The 19,166-nt window shown below is 44.2% G+C and carries 15 protein-coding genes and 1 tRNA gene; 15 read left to right on the top strand and 1 reads right to left on the bottom strand.

Features of this window, described 5'->3' with window-relative positions:
- Positions 1–43: 43 nt before the first annotated feature.
- Positions 44–116, bottom strand: a tRNA-Phe gene (locus tag PP181_RS08785).
- Positions 117–491: 375 nt separating this feature from the next.
- On the opposite strand from PP181_RS08785, the gene PP181_RS08780 reads away from it, so the two are divergent.
- The 15 genes from PP181_RS08780 (at position 492) to PP181_RS08710 (ending at position 19,161) form a co-directional block, all read left to right on the top strand.
- Entirely contained in the window at positions 492–2,132 is a 1,641-nt protein-coding gene (locus tag PP181_RS08780; RefSeq protein WP_272636789.1) for a TldD/PmbA family protein, read from the top strand.
- Between the two features lie 26 nt (positions 2,133–2,158).
- Complete coding sequence (locus PP181_RS08775) at positions 2,159–3,475, top strand: TldD/PmbA family protein (protein WP_272636788.1); 1,317 nt, start codon at positions 2,159–2,161, stop codon at positions 3,473–3,475.
- A 97-nt stretch (positions 3,476–3,572) separates the two neighbouring features.
- A complete protein-coding gene (locus PP181_RS08770) occupies positions 3,573–4,193 on the top strand; it encodes a DUF4159 domain-containing protein (RefSeq protein WP_272636787.1) in 621 nt (206 codons plus the stop codon).
- 16 nt (positions 4,194–4,209) lie between these two features.
- Positions 4,210–5,214, top strand: a complete 1,005-nt coding sequence (locus PP181_RS08765) for an AAA family ATPase (RefSeq protein ID WP_272636786.1) — start codon at positions 4,210–4,212, stop codon at positions 5,212–5,214.
- 7 nt (positions 5,215–5,221) lie between these two features.
- Positions 5,222–6,118, top strand: a complete 897-nt coding sequence (locus tag PP181_RS08760) for a DUF58 domain-containing protein (protein WP_272636785.1) — start codon at positions 5,222–5,224, stop codon at positions 6,116–6,118.
- A 9-nt stretch (positions 6,119–6,127) separates the two neighbouring features.
- Complete coding sequence (locus tag PP181_RS08755) at positions 6,128–7,402, top strand: BatA domain-containing protein (protein WP_272636784.1); 1,275 nt, start codon at positions 6,128–6,130, stop codon at positions 7,400–7,402.
- Entirely contained in the window at positions 7,399–9,612 is a 2,214-nt protein-coding gene (locus PP181_RS08750) for a tryptophan-rich sensory protein (RefSeq protein WP_272636783.1), read from the top strand. Before PP181_RS08755 ends, PP181_RS08750 begins: the two co-directional genes overlap by 4 nt.
- Positions 9,602–11,335 (top strand): hypothetical protein, encoded by a 1,734-nt coding sequence (locus tag PP181_RS08745; protein ID WP_272636782.1) that lies wholly within the window; start codon positions 9,602–9,604, stop codon positions 11,333–11,335. The genes PP181_RS08750 and PP181_RS08745 overlap by 11 nt, the downstream gene beginning before the upstream one ends.
- A 44-nt stretch (positions 11,336–11,379) precedes the next feature.
- Positions 11,380–12,108 (top strand): type III pantothenate kinase, encoded by a 729-nt coding sequence (locus tag PP181_RS08740; RefSeq protein ID WP_272636781.1) that lies wholly within the window; start codon positions 11,380–11,382, stop codon positions 12,106–12,108.
- Entirely contained in the window at positions 12,109–13,395 is a 1,287-nt protein-coding gene (locus tag PP181_RS08735; RefSeq protein ID WP_272636780.1) for a hypothetical protein, read from the top strand.
- Between the two features lie 39 nt (positions 13,396–13,434).
- Positions 13,435–14,805 carry a tetratricopeptide repeat protein gene (locus PP181_RS08730; protein ID WP_138257082.1) on the top strand — a complete coding sequence of 457 codons (1,371 nt, stop codon included), beginning with the start codon at positions 13,435–13,437 and terminating at the stop codon, positions 14,803–14,805.
- A 1-nt stretch (position 14,806) separates the two neighbouring features.
- The gene (gene lptC, locus PP181_RS08725; RefSeq protein ID WP_272636779.1) at positions 14,807–15,412 is read left to right on the top strand and encodes an LPS export ABC transporter periplasmic protein LptC; all 606 of its coding nucleotides are present in this window, start codon (positions 14,807–14,809) and stop codon (positions 15,410–15,412) included.
- Positions 15,405–15,611, top strand: a complete 207-nt coding sequence (locus tag PP181_RS08720) for a hypothetical protein (protein ID WP_272636778.1) — start codon at positions 15,405–15,407, stop codon at positions 15,609–15,611. The genes lptC and PP181_RS08720 overlap by 8 nt, the downstream gene beginning before the upstream one ends.
- Complete coding sequence (locus PP181_RS08715; RefSeq protein WP_272636777.1) at positions 15,611–16,897, top strand: hemolysin family protein; 1,287 nt, start codon at positions 15,611–15,613, stop codon at positions 16,895–16,897. The genes PP181_RS08720 and PP181_RS08715 overlap by 1 nt, the downstream gene beginning before the upstream one ends.
- Before the next feature lie 143 nt (positions 16,898–17,040).
- Positions 17,041–19,161 carry a peptidylprolyl isomerase gene (locus PP181_RS08710; RefSeq protein WP_272636776.1) on the top strand — a complete coding sequence of 707 codons (2,121 nt, stop codon included), beginning with the start codon at positions 17,041–17,043 and terminating at the stop codon, positions 19,159–19,161.
- Positions 19,162–19,166 lie beyond the last annotated feature (5 nt).

Genomic DNA, 19,166 nt, shown 5'->3' with positions numbered 1-19,166 from the left:
AATAAAAAACCCGCTCTTGAAGGAGCGGGTTCGCTGCGTTAAGTGGTACCTCCAGGAATCGAACCAGGGACACACGGATTTTCAGTCCGTTGCTCTACCAACTGAGCTAAGGTACCTTTACGCCCCCATAGCTATGGGGAATGCGGCTGCAAATATAATTTCTAATTTTACATATACCAACTAAAAAACAAAAAAAGCATCCTTTTGTTTTGTGCCTCCCGTTCAATACCCCTATTTACGATGATTCCACGTTGCGATAGGGGAACGTCAATAAATCATATCCTTGGTTTCAGGGTTCTAATTTGGCACCTATAAAAAATGTGAATATCATAAAATCTTCTTAATAAAATCCAAATACCCAAGGATGTTACAGGTAGAATTCCCTATTTTAGGAGCTATTCCTATTAAGTAGTGTCAAAATAGACACCCATGAAATATGGGCTTATGGGAATACTGACTAAGTAAAAAAATTAACTCGAACAGACGAAACAATGAAACGAAGAAACTTTGTACAATTGTCCGGCATGGGTGCGGCCTCCCTATTGGTACCCGCAAGTATGATGGGCAATGTGATTGAAACAGAAGCCCTCCTGGAGCCGGGTATGGACGTCGTCCTAAAAAAGAAAATGGCCGATGTAGCCCTGAATACCGCCAAATCCTTGGGTGCTACCTATGCCGATGCGCGCATTGGACGGTACTTGAACCAATATGTATTTACAAGGGAGGACAAGGTGCAGAACGTGGTGAACACGGAATCCTTTGGAATTGGAATAAGAGTAATCGCCAATGGGACCTGGGGTTTTGCCTCCACCAATAGCGTTACCGAGGACGGAATCAAAAAAGCGACCCAACAGGCCGTAGCCATTGCCAAGGCCAACTCCAAAATCCAGAAGGAGCCCGTACAACTGGCACCGGTGGAGGCGCATGGAGAGGTTTCTTGGAAGACACCTTTGACCAAGGATTTTAAGGACGTACCGGTTTCTGAAAAAGTAGACCTGTTATTGAGCGCGAATGCTGCCGCCATGGAAAACGGGGCCAACTTTGTGAATTCGGCCTTGTTCATGGTCAACGAACAAAAATATTTTGCCTCTACGGATGGTTCTTATATAGATCAGGATGTACATAGAATTTGGCCCACATTTAGCGTAACGGCCGTAGATCGGGCGGCCGGCAAGTTCAAGACCCGCCAGGCGATGAGTGCGCCCATGGGGATGGGCTATGAGTATATGGACGGACTTGCTTCGGAAAAGCTGGAAGGTCCTGCTGGAATCACCCTCTACCGAAAAAGTTATGATATCGTGGAAGATGCCATCCAAGCGGCGAATCAGGCCAAGGAGATGCTTTCGGCAAAATCCGTAGATCCCGGAAAATACGACTTAGTACTGGAGCCCAACCATTTGGGGCTCACCATCCATGAGTCGGTTGGACACCCCTTGGAACTGGACCGTGTCCTAGGCTATGAGGCCAATTATGCAGGTACTAGTTTTGCTACTTTGGACAAATGGAAATCGGGTGATTTCAATTACGGAAGCAAAATCGTAAACTTGGTGGCGGACAAGACCCAAGTGGGCAGTTTGGGTGCCGTTGGGTATGACGATGAAGGGGTGAAAACCAAAAAATGGGATTTGGTCCGTAACGGTACCTTGGTGAACTATCAGGCCATTCGTGACCAGGTAAACATCATCGACCAAAACGAATCCCACGGATGTTGCTATGCCCAAAGTTGGAACGATGTCCAATTTCAGCGGATGCCAAACGTATCCTTGGAACCGGGAACCGAAAAGTACTCCATTAAGGACATGGTCAAGGATGTGGAAAAAGGTATTTATATCGCCGGACGCGGTTCGTATTCCATTGATCAACAGCGGTATAACTTCCAGTTTGGTGGTACGGTATTCTATGAAATCAAAAACGGGGAAATTGCTGGTATGCTGAACGATGTGGCCTACCAATCCAATACCCAGGAATTTTGGAATTCCTGTGCCAAGATTTGTGATGAAGGGGATTACCGTATGTTCGGGTCCTTCTTCGATGGAAAGGGACAGCCATCCCAAGTGAGCGCCGTATCCCACGGTAGTTCTACCACCAGATTCAATGATATCAATGTAATTAACACGGGTCGTACCATTTAAAGGATACGCAATACAAAATTTCAGAAATGGCAATATATACAGAAGAAGAGGCCAGAAAAATTATGGAAAAGGCGTTGAGCTTTTCCACGGCCGATACATGTGAAATAAATTTAAGTGGCGAGGAGAGCGGCAATATCCGCTACGCCCGGAATACGGTTTCCACGGCAGGTCATAGATCCAACCAGTCCCTGGTGGTGCAATCCAGCTTTGGAAAAAAATCGGGCACGGCGACCATTGACGAGTTTGACGACGCCTCCTTGGAAAAGGTGGTGAAAAGAGCGGAGGAACTGGCGAAACTCTCTCCGGAGAACCCGGAATTCATGGAACCTTTGGAGCAGCAGAGCTATGATAAGGCCATTAACTTTGTGGAAGCGACCGCGAATATAACCCCGGAATATAGGGCATCAGTGGCCAATGACAGTATTGAACCCGCAGCGGCAAAGGATGTTACCGCAGCAGGATTTTTGGACGATTCCTATGGTTTCAGTGCGATGTTGAATTCCAAGGGTCTTTTTGCATACAATAAATCCTCCAACGTAGATTTTACGGTCACCATGCGAACTAATGACGGTACAGGTTCCGGTTGGGTCGCAAGGGATTTCAACGATGTGGGCAAGTTCAATGCCGCAGAGGCATCTAAGGTCGCTATCGACAAGGCGGTCCTATCCAGGGAAGCGAAGGCCATAGAGCCTGGAAAGTACACGGTCATCTTGGAACCTGCCGCGGCCGAGGACTTGATCAGCAATATGGCAAGGTCCTTAAATGCCCGTACGGCTGATGAAGGCCGGAGCTTTATGTCCAAAGAAGGTGGTGGTACCAAAATGGGAGAAAAAATAGTGGACGAGAGGGTCAACCTTTGGTCCGATCCGCTACATCCCGAAGTTCCCACCAGTACTTGGAGCGGAGATGGTCAGGCCTTGAAGAAAACAGTTTGGATCGAAAACGGTGTGGTCAAAAATTTGGCCTATGATCGTTTCTGGGCCAAGGAACAGGGTGTTGAGCCCGTGCCGTTTCCCAATAATATCATCATGGGCGGGGGCGATGCTTCTTTGGAAGATTTGATAAAAGGGACTAAGAAAGGGATTTTGGTGACCCGATTGTGGTACATCCGTACGGTAGACCCGCAGACCTTATTATACACTGGTCTTACTCGGGACGGAACGTTTTACATCGAAAACGGACAGATCAAACATCCGGTGAAGAACTTCCGCTTTAATGAGAGTCCGGTCATCATGCTGAACAATCTGGAAGCTTTGGGGCAACAGGTCCGTATTAACGGGAATTTGATTCCGTACATGAAAATCAGGGACTTCACCTTTACGAGCTTATCAGATGCCGTATAGGTCTTGAAATTTTGAAAGCTGGTTGCGATACATTTTATCATTGCAACCAGTTTTTCTTTTCACTATGCTTTAAAAATTAAAATACTTTTGAATACCGTTGCGCAACGAGTTTTTCTTTACCCGATTACAATATGAGTCCGGCGACTGGGACGTGGACAAACGCATGCCTTCCAACCTGCTCAACTCCTTGGTAGAGTATACCACCCTCCAGGTGAATACGGTAGAAAACATCGTTCCCTTGGCAAGTGACGATATTTTTAAATGTCCCTTTTGTTACCTATCCGGACATAAATTGGTACAGTTCTCCAAAAAGGAAGGGGAAAACTTTAAAAAATATGTGGATAACGGCGGATTCGTTTTCGTGGACGATTGCAACCACGATATCGACGGACTCTTTGCAAAATCCTTCGAACGGCAAATGGGGGAGTTGTTCGGGAACGAAGCCTTGGTGAAACTGCCCAATGATCATGAACTCTACACCATATTTTTCGATTTTGAGGATGGACCTCCCACTACTTCCCAGGAACTGAACGGATGGGGCGACGACTTGGTACATGAATACCTAAAGGCAATCGAAATCAATGGAAGGATAGGGGTGTTGTACAGTAACAAGGACTACGGTTGTGAATGGGATTATGATTTTAGAAACAAACGGTGGTATAAAAATGATAATACAAGATTTGGCGTAAATATCGTCATGTACGCATTAACATCTTAAGCAGAATTTAGAATACATGGACAAACAATTAGTGGCTGCGGAGCAGGAAATAAAAAAATTGACGGATAAATTACCCTTGCTAAAGAAGGAAATTGGAAAGGTCATTGTGGGGCAAGAGGAAACCATTGAGCATATGCTCATCACTTTTCTCGCAGGTGGACATGCCCTTTTGGAAGGGGTGCCCGGACTCGCCAAGACCTTGCTGATCAAGACCATTTCCCAGGCAATAGACCTAAAGTTTAATAGGATTCAGTTTACTCCGGATTTGATGCCCTCGGATATTGTGGGCACCGAAATTCTGGAGGAGGACCACACCACGGGCAAAAAATTCTTCAAGTTCAATAAGGGACCCATTTTTGCCAATATCGTTTTGGCCGATGAAATCAACAGGACCCCGCCAAAGACCCAAGCCGCTCTGTTGGAGGCCATGCAGGAATTTGAGGTTACCTATTCAGGGAAAACCTATGAAATGGACCGACCTTTTTTCATATTGGCCACCCAGAACCCAATTGAACAATCGGGAACGTTTCCACTGCCCGAAGCACAGCAGGACCGTTTTCTTTTTTATATAAAGATTGGATATCCAACCGCAAAAGAAGAAAAGAACATCTTAAAAAATACCACGGGGACCCATCGGCCCAAAGTGGAAAAAATCATCAGCGGACCCGAAATCATCCGCTTGCAGGAATTGGTACGCGAGGTACACATAAGCGACGACCTTATTGGATATGTAAGCGATTTGGTACGGGCTACCCGCCCGGAAACTACCAATTCCGACTTTGTAAAACAGTGGGTAGGTTGGGGAGCGGGACCCCGGGCAGGGCAAGCCATGATCTTGACCGCCAAGGCAAGGGCCTTGCAGGAAGGCCGTTTTTCGGTCACGCTGGAAGACCTGAAACATGTCGCCTTCCCCGTATTGCGACACCGGGTCATCGTGAACTTTAGGGCAGAGGCCGAAGGAATCGATTCGGACGCCGTTACCAAGGAATTGTTGGAAAAAAGTAAGGTAAACGTAAAATAGCTGCCCTTTGAAAACGGACTACAGGGAACTTTTTCAACCGCAGATCATCAACAGTGTATCTGGCTTGGCGCTCATCGCACGTGCGATTGTGGACGGATTTTTATCCGGGTCGCATCAAAGTAGGCGGGTGGGTCCTGGTCAGGAATTTAGCCAGTACAGGGGCTATCAACCCGGGGATGACATGAGGCTGTTGGATTGGAAAATGTTGGCCCGTTCCGGGAGGTATTACATCAAGGAATCGGACATTGATACCCAGGTAAACGTAAAGTTCATTCTGGATAGCAGTGCTTCTATGCTCCACGAGGAAGCCGGACTGCGAAAAATCGATTTTGTAAAGGTATTGGTGGCTTCCTTGGCCTATCTATCACACAACCAAGGGGATATGGTGGGACTGTATGCACTTAACAGCTCGGGATTGCGAAGTGTATATCCTGCAGCACATAAAAAGCATTATAACCGCATTTTGCATGAACTGATCGAACTCAAAGTGGGTGGGGAGTGGCCCACAAATCTGAACGATTTGGAGAAGATACATCAACGCACCCAAAAGGAATTGTTGTTCGTCATTACCGATATGCACGAAGCGGGTGCCGAACTGACCCGTTGGATTCAAAATCTTAAAACTTCTAGAAATGAGGTGGTCGTCCTGCATGTTTTGGGAGAAAATGAATTGGAGTTCAACTATTCCGGTGCCCTGGTATTTGAAGACCTGGAAACGGGAAAAAAGGTGAAGGTGGAGGCAAAAAATGCCAGAAAGGAATATTTAAAATTGATGGAAGCGAATCTAAGGGAACTAAAAAATGATTTCCTTTTCAAGAATATCATCTATGAACTGTTCTGTCTTCATAACCCGATGGAAGAGGCCTTGCAATTATTTTTAAAAAAACGGATGGCGTTGAGGTAAATGACATTTTTGCAACCTACATATCTTTGGGCCCTTTTTTCCTTGGCCGTTCCCTTGCTCATCCACTTGTTGAACAAAGGGGATGTAAAAACGGTGAAGGTAGGTAGTGTAAAATTCCTAAAGGAATCCGATACCAAGCAATCCCGAAAGATCCGGTTGCACGAATTGTTCCTGTTGTTCCTGCGGATGCTTTTATTGGGCCTGATCATTCTGTATTTGGCAGAACCACGGTGGAAGACCAATGTGCAAAAGGCTAAACTGACCTATCTTATTGAGCCTTCTTTGGCGTCCAACGAAGCTTTTATGGCCTTTGCGGATTCCCTACCGCAAAACGATATGCGATGGTTTGCCGAAAATTTTCCGGATTTGGAAGCTGAGGTTGACCGTGGCACCGTCCCTACCTATTGGCAGCTTGCGCAAAGCTTAACTGAAATACATTCGGATAGTATCGTGGTCTTTACTAAAGGCTTGGCCAAAGGAATCAAAGGACCAAGACCAGTGGTAGACCCAAATGTGCGTTGGGTCATCGTTGAAAATGAAGCGGATTTTGTTGAGCCCATTGGCGCAAAAATCATTGGGGATTCTATAAGGCTATTCGAAGCAAAGAGTTCTTCCCAAATAACCGATTTACAGGCAAACATGCTCTCCAAAAATGATGCAAGCGTTGTCTCGCTAACTGCGGATAGTCTGGTTTGGAACGCATCGGGAGAAACGACCAAAGTCCCTATTTTACAGAACGATACCCTGCATGTTACCGTAGCATTTGACGAAAGTTATGAAAGAGAAATGCGGTATGTTACATCGGCGTTAAAAGCTATTGGCACGTATGGGATGCGGGAAATCAAACTAAAAACGATGGACGCCGATGCCTTACCGGAGACAGGAAAACCTTTGGATTTGTTGGTCTGGTTAAAGAATGGCAACGTCCCGAATATAAGTCAAACCACCCTAGCGATGGTACCTGATTCTTTGGCAAATTCCCTTATAGAACCTACCGAATCCAAAAATCTTTTTCATTTGACGGGGCGATTGAATATAGAAAATACAATCACCAAAAATTTCACCAATTCTTTGGCCTCATTGCTGTTGTTCAACAGGACTTTGGAGGACAATTTGATTGAACGTGACCAACGTGTATTGCCCGAAACGGAATTTACCCCGAATGTAGCCACCTCGGAATCTAAAATGAAGGTCCGTACCATGGATATGTCTCCATGGATTTTGGTGGTCGTTTTTTTAGTGCTCTTGGCAGAGCGGATACTCTCAAAAGTAAGGAAGCAATGAAGGAGGCGCAGGATATTTTATACGGGGCTTTGCGTAAATGGCGCTTGTTGAAAAGTACGGAGCCATTGCTGGTAGCGTTGGCTCTTGGGGGGAGCGCTTATTTACTTCTTTCCTCTTTTTGGGTGGCAGTACTAGCCTTTTTGATTTCGTTGTCGGTCGGTTTATGGTTTGTTCGACCTTGGAAGTTTACCCTGGCCCAAATCTGTTCCCGTGTAGACGAAACCATCCCGACCATGGAGCACAGTACGGGCTTGATTCTGGAAAATGAAAACCAATTGCCGCTGCTTTCCAAAATCCAACGGGCAAGGGCCAGTGAAACCCTCAAGAACCATCAACGTGACATACGTATAGAACATGCCCTAGTACCTACTGCCGGTGTTTCCCTGTTTGTTGTTTTGTTAGCGTGGTTGATACATGCATCGGGAGTTTTTCAGTTGGACCGCAATACAAAAAACATTCCGGAGGCCGATGTGGTGACCTTTCAGCCACTGGATTCCACAGACCTCGAAATCCTTCCTCCAAAAATAAGGAGTCAGGAAATCCGCATCAGCTACCCAAATTACACCCAAAAACTCGATACATACACCACCCAAATGAACCTACGGGTCTTGGAAGGATCCCGTATATCCTGGAACATTGTATTTGATCAATCGGTCAACGGGGTGCAACTACAAATGGGTGCCGATTCGCTCCAGATGGACGGTACCAAAGATTCCTTTTCAAAATCGCTGGTGGCGGATTATGCCAATTTTTATGCCATCAAATTTGAGGATTCCCTCGGCAATTCCTACGTATCCGATTTGTTCGCGTTGGAGACCTATAAGGATGAACCGCCCGTTATTGAAATGGAAGGTTTGCCGCAGTTCAGCCCTTTTGATTTTGAAGGTCCCCAAAAACTGGCGTTTACCACCCAATTAAAGGATGATTTTGGCCTGGCCGATGTCGCCATCATAGCCACGGTAAGCAAGGGAAGTGGGGAATCCGTCAAATTTAGGGAGGAACGCTTGGACTTCGATACAAAACTGAGTCTGGGAACAAAACGTCAGGATTTCAGCAAGACCCTTAATTTAAGGGAGCTGAAAATGGAACCTGGGGACGAACTTTATTTTTATGTGGAGGCTATTGACAACAAACAGCCTAGACCCAATATTTCCAGGACAGAAACTTTCTTTTCCGTCATAAAGGACACTGTTACCAATCAATTTGCGGTAGAAGGAACTTTGGGCGCCGACCTAATGCCGGATTATTTCAGGAGCCAACGCCAATTGATTATCGATACGGAAAAATTGATTGCGGAGAAACCCGTCATTGAAACCAAGGAGTTCAACTTTAGGAGCAACGAGCTGGGCTTTGACCAAAAGGCTTTGCGCATAAAATATGGGGAATTTATGGGCGACGAAAGCGAGGGAGGCCCTGTAGTCGTTACCGAAGTTGAAGCTGCAACAGAAGATCCGTTGGCGGAATACACCCATGACCATGATGGTTCAAACGAGCACAATTTGGTGGCCGAGGAGCATGAAGACCACGACCACGAGGATCATGGAAACGAAGACGACGCGGAAGATCCGCTGGAAGCCTATGTCCATAATCACGAGGATCCGGAAGCCTCCACGCTCTTTGCCCAATCCCTAAAAAGTAAATTGAAGCAGGCCATGGCGGAAATGTGGGATGCCGAATTGTATTTGCGACTTTTTCAACCGGAAAAATCCCTGCCTTACCAGTACAAGGCCTTAAAACTGATTCAGGAAATTAAAAACAGCGCACGGATATATGTACACAGAATCGGGTTTGATCCCCCGCCCATCAAAGAGGACAAGCGTTTGACGGGCGACCTGAAGGAGATTGGGAACTATTCCAAGAACGAAACTTTGGAAAAGGAAGACGAATACGAAAACATGCGGAAAGCTGTAGCACGTTTGGAAGTTTTATTGGATTCCGATTCTAAAATTACCAAAACCGATCAAGACCTGTTCAATAAAGCAGGAAACGAACTGGCGCGCAAGGCCATTGAGGAACCGGGAAAATATCTGGAAACCCTACAGACCGTCAAATGGTTATCGGAATCGGAAAACATAGATACCCAGCAAATGAAAAACGCGTTACAAGGCTTATATCGGGCTTTGCCCAAAAAACAAGTGCTGCCCAATTCCAGTGGGTGCTATCAAAACGAGCTGAACAATCTGTTTATAGAATCCTTGAATGTTGAGTAACCTTGCTTTTGAAAATAAAGATTGGATGTTGGCCGTTGTGCTTACGGGACTTCTGTTGTTCGCCGTTTTCATTTGGAAGACTTGGAACAGGGTGGCGGATAGGCGATTCTATCTACAGACGCTCCTTGGCTTCATTGCCATTCTCTGTTTGGCCTTCTTGGTTCTGAAACCAACGTACCTACAAAAGGTCAGGAAGGAGGCAGTTCTTTTGACCAATGGATACCAAGCGGAAACCTTGGACAGTCTAAAAAAAAGCAACGGAAGGATTTCCGTTCTGGAGTATGCACCAGGAATGGACCTTTCTTCCAATTTGGATTCCATTGACCGTTTGCTGATTGTGGGACATGGAGTCCGGGATTACGATCTTTGGCAGTTTAAGCAAAGTTCCGTTTCATTTATTCCGGAAGCTGTTTCCGAGGGAATCGTACAATTGAAGTACAGCCAAAAGGCCGTTTTGGGAGATGACTTGATCGTCCAAGGTACTTTTATAAACCCCACTCCGCAAAGCAGGCTGGTACTCCAGGGACCGGGCGGAAGCGTATTGGATTCTTTGGTGTTTCCCAATAATGATGACCATCGTTTTTCGTTAAAGACCAACTTAAAGGCATCTGGAAAGTTCCTGTTTTCTTTACAGACCAAGGGCAGTTCCGGTACTGTTACTAAGATAGAACCGTTACCAGTACTTGTGGATGTGAAAACTCCTTTGACAATTTTAATGGTCAATGAGTTTCCCTCCTTTGAAACCAAGTATTTGAAGAATTTTTTATCTGAAGAAGGGCATCGTGTCATCGTAAAGACGAAACTGACCAAACAGAAATACAAGTATGAATATTTCAATACGGAAAGGCAACCTGTGTCTTCCTTGAATTCGGAGAATCTAGCGGCTTTGGACCTGATCGTTTTTGACGATGCCTCCTTAAATACACTTTCCAATCGGGAAAGGACCGTTCTGACCGAAGCGATACAGCAGTACGGACTCTGTGTTTTTGTGCAACAAACGGGAGATCGGTTTCAAGCCAAAACCAAGCTGGGAGCATTTGAAACGCAGCCCGATACTGAAAACACCCTTAACGTAGCGGTTGGGACAAAACCATTGCTGGAAAAATATCCGGTGCGCTTTCCGGCCAGAGGACTGACGGAAATGGCCATCGGAAATTACGGATATTCCAAGCGGTTGGGCCAAGGGATTATCGGGACCACTTCTTTGAAGAATACGTATGAATTGCTGCTGGACGGTAAGCAGGCAGAATACAGGGAAATTTGGACATCCTTGATCAACGGACTTCGGAAGGAAACCCGTAATGCGGGAGCATTTCGGTCTGAATCCAACTTGGCATTTATTGACGAACCTTACGATTTTTCGTTTTTTACATCGGAAGAAAACCCGGTAGTGACCTTAGAAAATCAGTATCGGGTTCCAATATTAAAAAACACTGTGGTTCATGATGAATGGCAGGGAAGGGTCTATCCTAAGGAAAAGGGTTGGCATGAATTGGCATCGGAACTGGATAGTGAGGCGTCCCAAAATTTTTATGTTATGGAGGCGGGAAACTGGAATTCCTTGACCGCCCAAAATACCCTGAAACGGAACAAGGGATTCTTTGATTCTACGGTTACGGACCAAAAGGAAAAATTCCTGCCCCAAAGCATTCCTGCCATTTGGTTTTTTATGGGTTTTCTTTTGAGCATGGGATTTTTATGGCTCCTGCCAAAGATAAATTAGGTTACAACTGTTTCAATGCAAAAGCCATTCTATAACTTTACACCATGAATCTAGTCGTTGACATAGGGAATACGTTCGTGAAATTTGCCGTATTTGACAAAAATACCTTGATTTTTGACGAACGGTTTAAACTGGAGGAATTTACGGACAGGGTCAAAGAACTTTTTAAGCGTTTCTCGGGCATAGAAAGGGCCATCTATGCATCCGTAGGTGTCACCGATAATACCTACCTTACCGTTCTGACCTTGTTCTGTAAGGTACATGTGCTGTCCCATGAATCCAAAGTCCCATTTAAGAACAGTTACGCCACGCCCCAAACGTTGGGAATCGATAGAATTGCCCTGGTAACGGCCGCTTTTTATCATGCGCCCCATAAAAATACGCTAGTGATAGATGCCGGTACCTGTATCACCTATGATATGGTGAACGATTTTGACGAATACCTTGGAGGGGCCATCTCCCCAGGACTGGAAATGCGCTACAAGGCCATGCACCAACAGACTTTGGCATTGCCGCTGCTTCCTATGGAGGCACCCCTGGATTTAATAGGAAATACCACCAACAGCAGTATGCACAGCGGCGTCGTCAATGGTATTTGTGCCGAATTGGACGGAATAATCGATCAATATGCAACCCGTTTTAAAGATTTAACAGTTATTTTAACAGGGGGTGATAGTCATTTTTTGTCTAAAAGACTAAAAAATACCATCTTTGCGGATTCCAAATTCCTGCTAAAGGGACTTAATTATTTGCTGGAATACAATAAGCACTAGATGATCAAGAAAATTGTAATTGCAATAGTGTGCATGGCCTCCGCGGGCATGTATGCTCAAAATGGTACGGTTTCTCCCTATTCGTTTTTCGGTATTGGTGACTTAAGGACTTCGGCAACGGTTGAAAACCAAATGATGGGTCATATTGGGGTCTATGCGGATAGTATTCATCTAAATTTACAGAACCCTGCGGCCTATGGAGAATTAGGTCTAGACGTAATGGATAAAGTGGGTCTGGTGACGTATACGGCCGGGATTTCCAACAAACAGGTGCGGCTCAAAAGTTTTGAGGAAGAACAGAGTAGCTCCCTGACCACGTTGGACTATTTATCCTTAGGTTTTAGTCTGGGAAAAGGTTTTGGAATGGGATTTGGGATTATGCCCTATTCTTCGGTTGGCTATAATTTTGTGGATGCAACTTCCAGCAGTGGTCAAGCATTGACAAACATCTTCAGCGGGGAAGGGGATTTAACTAAGGTGTATTATTCCGTGGGCTATCAAATTATAAAGGATCTTAGCCTGGGTGTGACCATAAACTATAATTATGGCACTTTGTCCAATGAAAGGCTCCAACAAATCGAGGATGTGCAGTTTGGTACTTTTGATAGAAGGTCCTCCCAAATAAACGGGTTTGATTTTAATTATGCCCTCTTGTATACCCCACAGATCAATGAGAATCATACCTTACATACTTCCGTTAGGGTAAATACCCAAGGAAATTTGGTTTCAAGGAACAATAGGAATATCGGTTCGTTCTCAGTCGCCAGCGGCACCAATATCGAGAACTTAGAGGTTGATCTGGAGGCAATCAACCTCAGAAATACGGAGTTTAAGATTCCTACTACCACTACTTTAGGGTTGGGTTATGGAATGGATTTTAAATGGTTTTTAGGTGCAGAATATAGTTTTCAGGGGTTGGGTTCCTTTGAAAATCCTTTTTTAGGAACTAATAATATAGAATACAACGACGCCAGTTCCTTGGCCTTGGGTGGTTTTATAACACCTGATGCAAGGTCTTTTGATAGCTACTTAAAAAGAATTACCTATCGAGCAGGCGTGCGTTTGGACAAGACCGGAATGGTGGTCAACGATGTGGACATAAATAATTTTGGCATAACTTTTGGATTAGGGTTACCATTGGGACGAAGTTTCTCCAATCTCAATGTTGGTTTTGAGCTGGGCAGAAGGGGAACCACCAGGGCGAATTTGATAGAGGAGAGTTACTTTAAGGTCAATGTAGGCCTATCTTTAAACGATCGATGGTTCCAAAAACGAAAGATTAATTGATAAATTTTTAGTACATTAACCACTTTTAAAATTAGAACGATGAAAACTAAACTTTACTTCGCGGCAATTGTGTTCCTTGGGATGATGGGAGTAAGTAATGCACAGGCGCAAAACCCTGAATGTATGACGAACCTGTCTATATTTTCAGAGCATGCAAAAGTTAAAAATTATGATGCGGCTTATGAGCCATGGAAAAAGACATATGAGACCTGTCCTCAGTTGAACAATGCGATCTATGTCTATGGTGAGCGCATCCTGAACGATAAAATTGAAAAATCTACCGGAGCTGAAAAGGAAGGGTATATCAATGAGCTTATGGGGCTTTATGACAACAAGCTTGTCCACTTTTCCTCAAAGACCAGTCCTGGAGAAACTATGGTGGATAAGGCAATGGTAATGTATGATAACAAAATGGCCGACGATTCCAAAATGTACAGCATGTTGTCTGAAGCTTTCAGCAAGGATAGGGAGAATTTCACCAACCCAAAAGCTTTGTATCTATACTTCTCAAGTTTAGTGGATTTGCACGAAGCAGGTAAAAAGGAACTTCAAGAGGTTTTTGACGTATATGATGACGTAACTGCAAAAATCGATGAGGAGAACGAAAAGCTTACGGATAACATTGCTAAGTTACTTCCAAAGGAGGAGGCCGGTACGTTGACCTCAAAGGAGCAAAGGTCTCTTAAAGTTTACAATTCCTACTCAGAAAACTACGGTAAAATTGCCGGGAGCATCGATTCTAAATTAGGAAAATTGGCAGATTGTGAAAACCTAATTCCCCTATACGAAAAGAGTTTTGAGGAAAAGAAAGGTGACGTGAAGTGGGTAAAAGCTGCAGTGGGAAGAATGTATAATAAGGAATGTACGGAAGACCCGATGTTTAAAAAATTGGTGGAGGTACAAGCACAACTCGCACCATCAGCGGATACCTATGTATATTTAGGTTCCTTGAAAAAGTCAAGTGGCGATACCAATGGTGCTGTAGCGGATTACAACAAAGCATTGGAACTGGAAACGGATGCTAAAAAGAAGTCGAATATCGCTTACAAAATTGCGACTAGTTATACTAAATCAAGTAGATCCACTGCAAGAAGTTACGCCCAAAAGGCAATTGATGCCAATCCGGCGAACGGTAGGGCTTATTTGTTGATTGCAAGCTTGTATGCTGGTAGTGCCAACGAATGTGGGAACACCCCATTTGAAAAGCGTGCCATCTATTGGAAGGCAGCTGATATGGCCAGACAGGCCGGTAGGGTAGACCCTGCGTTAAGTGGAAGGGCCGGCCAGGCTGCGGCTAGTTACAACGCAAAAGCACCAACCAAGGAGATGATTTTCAGTGCCGGCATGGCAGGACAATCGGTATCTTTCTCTTGTTGGGTAGGAGGAAGTGTAAAGGTACCTTCATTATAAAATGACAATACATTTTGTAGATATATTCAAGGGCATTGCCATGGTTTCCATGGCAATGCTTTTTTTTTCATGCAAGGATAATTACAAACGGGTTGGCGAAGAAGCCAAGAAGGAAATTTTTCCGCAGGGTGTCGCAAAGAATTTTGTGTTGACCTATACGGAAATTCCAGAAAACCTGAGTGCTGAGGATACAGGGAGTTCTAAGGTGTTGGCCGTAATTTCCGGGCCTCTTCGCAATGACTTTGACAATTTGAAATTTCCACACCAGACCTTTCCTGAAGGGGTTTTGGTGGAAATATTTAATGAGAGGAATGAAAGGACGACCATACAGGCCGATCAAGGTATTTATTTCACGGCAACGGACGTCATTGATCTTCAGGGAAACGTGGTGATCAAGGGCCATGATGGTAAAATGTTGGAAGCCCCACAGTTGTACTACGACCAAGAAAACGAGTGGGCTTTTACCCAGGAAAAGTTTAAGTTTACAAATCCGGAGGATGGTACCGTTTTGGACGGCGAGGGGATGGACATAAAAAAGGACCTCACCTTCTTAAATGCCCATAAAACCTACGGTTTAATGTTGATTAAAGAAGAAAAGGATGATTAAGATTTTACGTTATACGGAATACGTATACGTTGTAGTAGCTGTTTTTTCGATATACAGGGTTTACTCGGACTGGAACACTGATAGAAGTATGGCCTATATTTTCATTTTTTTTGCGATTGTTTCCATTGGGATGTTCTTGTTCCGAAGAAATTATCGCAAAAAATTTGAACAGCGCGCAAAGGATAATCAGAACCAGTAGTGGATAGTAGTATCGTAATTATTGTTCTTTGTTTGGTTTTTTCAGCCTTTTTCTCAGGAATGGAGATTGCTTTTGTATCCGCGAACAAAATCCATATTGAAATTGAGAAAAAACAGGCCGGATTTCTCGCCAAGGTATTGACAAGGCTCACCAAAAGACCTTCCAAGTTTATTGCGACCATGCTAATTGGTAACAATATCGCCTTAGTGGTGTATGGTCTTTTTATGGGCGAAGTGCTTATGAATTGGTTTTTGGGTATGCATCCTGAAAATGAAATCGTTAGGGTCTTTCTGACGGATTTCAGTTTATTGACCCAAACCATCATCTCAACTTTGGTTATTTTGATTACGGCCGAGTTTCTCCCCAAAGTACTGTTTCAAATCTATGCGAACAGTTTATTGAAGTTACTTGCCATTCCTGCCTATCTGTTTTATTTGGCATTTAGTTTGGTATCGGATTTTGTAATCTATGTTTCGGATTTCATTTTGAAATACATCTTTCGCACTTCCGGTGATGAGGTCCAGTTGGCATTTACCAAATTGGAACTAGGAGATTATATAACAGAGCAAATGGAAACGGTTGAAGAGGCCGATGAGGTGGATTCCGAAATCCAAATTTTTCAAAATGCGTTGGAGTTTGCAGAGGTCAAGGCCCGTGAGGTCATGGTTCCCAGAACTGAAATTACCGCTGTGGAAATACATGAAACGCCTAAAAATCTTGCCAAGTTGTTTACGGAAACCGGCTATTCCAAAATATTGGTTTTCAAGGATACTATTGACAATGTCATAGGTTATGTACATTCCTATGAACTATTCAAAAAGCCCAAGACCATTAAGAGTATTCTGCTTCCCGTCGAATTTGTTCCAGAAACCATGCTCATTCAGGATATATTGAATGTGCTGATCAAAAAGCGGAAAAGTATAGCTGTTGTTTTGGACGAGTATGGAGGGACTTCCGGTCTAATGACCGTAGAGGACATTGTAGAGGAGCTTTTTGGGGAAATTGAGGACGAGCATGATACCACCGACCTGAAGGAGGAACAAATCGACGAACGAAACTATTTGTTCTCGGCTCGATTGGAAGTGGACTACATCAACGAAAGCTACAAACTGGAACTGCCCATTGGTGATGAGTTTGAGACCTTGGGAGGTCTTTTGGTGCATCAAGTTGGGGAAATTCCTGAAAAGGATTCGGAAATAACGATCGATCATTTTAAGTTCATCGTTTTGGAGGTTTCAAACACCAAAATAGATTTGGTTTCCCTGGAACTTTTAAAGGAGGATTAACAGATTTACTCGGATATTCCAAGTGGTGGAAATCAAAATATTGGGAGCCGAAGCAACCATATTTTACGTGCCATTTTAGTTTTTATTATTTCAATTAAAAATGGTAATTTCGCCAACTGATTTTAACTTTTTGATTCGATAGGATGGCAGTTTTAGAAAACATTAGAAAGCGTACCACGGTATTGATACTGATTATAGGTCTGGCACTATTCGCCTTTGTGATTTCTGGGGTATTTACAAGTAGTAATTTTGGGGCCGGAGGTAAAATAGGTTCTTCCGTAGCCGAAATCAATGGGAAGGAAATATCCATAGACGAGTTCAGGCAGAAGGTGGAAACGGCTTCCCAAAGAATGGGGCCAACGGTTTCTTCCATGCAGACCATGAACCAGGTCTGGGATCAAGAGGTAAGAAGGAGCATTTTGGAAGAACAATTTGAGGATTTGGGAATCGGCATCGAGCAGGACCAAATCGTAGATTTTTTAAGAACTACCGGATACGCCCAAAATCCCGAGTTTCAGAACGAGAACGGGGTTTTTGATCCTAACAGGTTCCGCTCCACGGTATTGGATTGGAAGAACAACAACCCGGCCCAGTACGATTTTTGGTTACAGACCGAAAAGGAAATCGTTCAAATGGCAAAGGAGCAAACATACTTTGACCTTATCAAGGCAGGTGTGGGCGCTACTTTAAAGGAAGGGGAACTGGATTATAAATTGGCCAACGAGAAAATGGATATTCGGTATGTGAGGGTTCCGTATTCCTCAATTCCGGACAGTACTATAACGGTAACCAAGAGCGAGATTTCGGCCTATGTGAACGAACATAAGGATGATTTTAAACAGGACCCTGCCCGTGATATCCAATTTGTTTATTTTAGTGAAAAACCCTCGGATGAGGATGATTTGGCCGTGAAGGAAGCGATTACCAAGTTGTTGGATGATACTGTAGAGTACAATGCACAGACCGATAAGAACGATACCATTGCAGGTTTTCGAAATACCCAGGATATGGAGGCTTTCCTGGACAGGAATTCCGATATCAAATTCGATACCATTTATAAAGCGAAAAAGAACCTGCCTTCCAGTGTGGCCGATACCTTAATGACCTTAAATGTGGGTGAAATTTACGGGCCTTACAAAGATGCCGGTTCCTATAAGGTTTCTAAAATGATGGGTAGAAGGCCCAATGGCTCCGTAAAGGCTAGTCATATTTTGATTGCCTATGAAGGTGCCACAAGAGCCAATCCAGAAGTTACCAGAACTAAGGAAGAGGCAGAAAAGGAAGCAACGCGTTTATTGGCAGAGGCAAAAAAATCCGGAGTGGTATTCGCTGAATTGGCTAGGGATAACTCTGATGGCCCATCTGCACCCAACGGTGGTGATTTGGGATATTTCCAACAAGGAACCATGGTGCCAGCTTTCAACGATTTTGCCTTTGGGAATGACGTTGGAACTATTGGGATGGTGGAGACCGATTTTGGTTTCCATGTTATAAAAGTCGATGATAAGGAAGATTTGGTTCAAATCGCCACCTTGTCCAGAGAGGTAACGGCATCCGAAGAAACGACCAATAAGTTGTTTACCGATGCTACCAAGTTTGAAATGGAAACAATTGCCGATGAAAGCGCATTCTCCGTAATAGCACAGAAAAGCGAGTATTTGGTTCGTCCCGTAAACAAAATAAAACAACTGGACGAGAACCTTCCAGGTTTGGGCGCCCAAAGAGCTATTGTTCAGTGGGCCTTTAATGAAGATACCGAAGTTGGTGACATCAAACGATTCAATATCAACGATGGTTATGCCATAGTACAATTAACGGGCATATACAAAGAAGGACTAATGAGTGCCGAGGATGCTTCGGCCACCGTACTTCCTATTATTAGAAAGGAAAGAAAAGCAGCGCAAATCATGGCCGCTAACCAAGGTAAGGACATGAATGCCATTGCTTCAGACAACAATACAACGGTTTCCACGGCAAGTGCCCTAACCGTAAAGTCGCCTACTATTCCTGGTGCGGGTAGCGAACCGGTAATCGTGGGTACTGCCTACGGAATGAAAGAAGGCGAAACTTCAGGTCTTTTGGAAGGTAACACAGGTATTTTTAAAATTGAGGTAATCAAGAAAACCGAGGCCCCTAAATTGGACAACTATGCTACATATGCGAATACCTTAAAGACCAATTCGGCCAATAGGGTGAATTCTGATGTGTACAATGCCCTAAAGGAGTCCTCTGAAATTGAGGATAAAAGAGCTACCTTTTATTAATAGTT

This window comes from Maribacter sp. PR66 (genome assembly GCF_028464205.1).
Taxonomy (GTDB): Bacteria; Bacteroidota; Bacteroidia; order Flavobacteriales; family Flavobacteriaceae; genus Maribacter; species Maribacter flavus.
Note: the sequence above shows the minus strand (reverse complement) of the source record. Positions and strands in the feature narration are given on the sequence as shown.

Excerpts from the sequence above, each read along its gene's own strand:
- PP181_RS08780 (WP_272636789.1), top strand. The coding sequence starts at position 492 with ATGAAACGAAGAAACTTTGTACAATTGTCCGGCATGGGTGCGGCCTCC.
- PP181_RS08775 (WP_272636788.1), top strand. The coding sequence starts at position 2,159 with ATGGCAATATATACAGAAGAAGAGGCCAGAAAAATTATGGAAAAGGCG.
- PP181_RS08765 (WP_272636786.1), top strand. The coding sequence starts at position 4,210 with ATGGACAAACAATTAGTGGCTGCGGAGCAGGAAATAAAAAAATTGACG.
- PP181_RS08750 (WP_272636783.1), top strand. The coding sequence starts at position 7,399 with ATGAAGGAGGCGCAGGATATTTTATACGGGGCTTTGCGTAAATGGCGC.
- PP181_RS08745 (WP_272636782.1), top strand. The coding sequence starts at position 9,602 with ATGTTGAGTAACCTTGCTTTTGAAAATAAAGATTGGATGTTGGCCGTT.
- PP181_RS08740 (WP_272636781.1), top strand. The coding sequence starts at position 11,380 with ATGAATCTAGTCGTTGACATAGGGAATACGTTCGTGAAATTTGCCGTA.
- PP181_RS08735 (WP_272636780.1), top strand. The coding sequence starts at position 12,109 with ATGATCAAGAAAATTGTAATTGCAATAGTGTGCATGGCCTCCGCGGGC.
- PP181_RS08730 (WP_138257082.1), top strand. The coding sequence starts at position 13,435 with ATGAAAACTAAACTTTACTTCGCGGCAATTGTGTTCCTTGGGATGATG.
- lptC (WP_272636779.1), top strand. The coding sequence starts at position 14,807 with ATGACAATACATTTTGTAGATATATTCAAGGGCATTGCCATGGTTTCC.
- PP181_RS08720 (WP_272636778.1), top strand. The coding sequence starts at position 15,405 with ATGATTAAGATTTTACGTTATACGGAATACGTATACGTTGTAGTAGCT.
- PP181_RS08710 (WP_272636776.1), top strand. The coding sequence starts at position 17,041 with ATGGCAGTTTTAGAAAACATTAGAAAGCGTACCACGGTATTGATACTG.